The 336-nt window shown below is 68.8% G+C and carries 1 protein-coding gene; it reads right to left on the minus strand.

The window, feature by feature from the left end:
* Window positions 1–21: 21 nt before the first annotated feature.
* Window positions 22–336 (minus strand): tyrosine/phenylalanine carboxypeptidase domain-containing protein (locus FLQ44_RS22965; protein ID WP_147696186.1); only part of this gene is annotated, 315 nt, incomplete at its 5' end.

The following is a 336-nucleotide window of genomic DNA, read 5'->3' on the forward strand; positions in this document are numbered from 1 at the left end:
ATTGATGCGTGTGCGTCGCCGCTACAGGCCGAGCGTGAGGTCCTCGGCTTCCACGCGGTCGATGCGGATGCGATTGGCGAACAGCGAGAAGGCCAGCACGCCGGCGAGGCCGTTCGCACGCTGCGCCCAGGGCGGCAGGTAGAGCGGCTCGGCGATCACCCCGTCCTCGAACAGCGGCTCCAGGGTGAACACGTCATGCAGGGCCATCTTGCCGGCGAACAGCAGGTGCGACAGCCGCGGCCGGCGATGGCGGATGGTCCAGCGGAAGAAGGTGTGCACGCTGAGCATGCCGTGCAGGTAGACCGCGTCCTTGGTGAAGGCCGCGCCGCCCGAGGT

The organism is Vogesella mureinivorans, assembly GCF_007644035.1.
GTDB lineage: Bacteria > Pseudomonadota > Gammaproteobacteria > Burkholderiales > Chromobacteriaceae > Vogesella > Vogesella mureinivorans.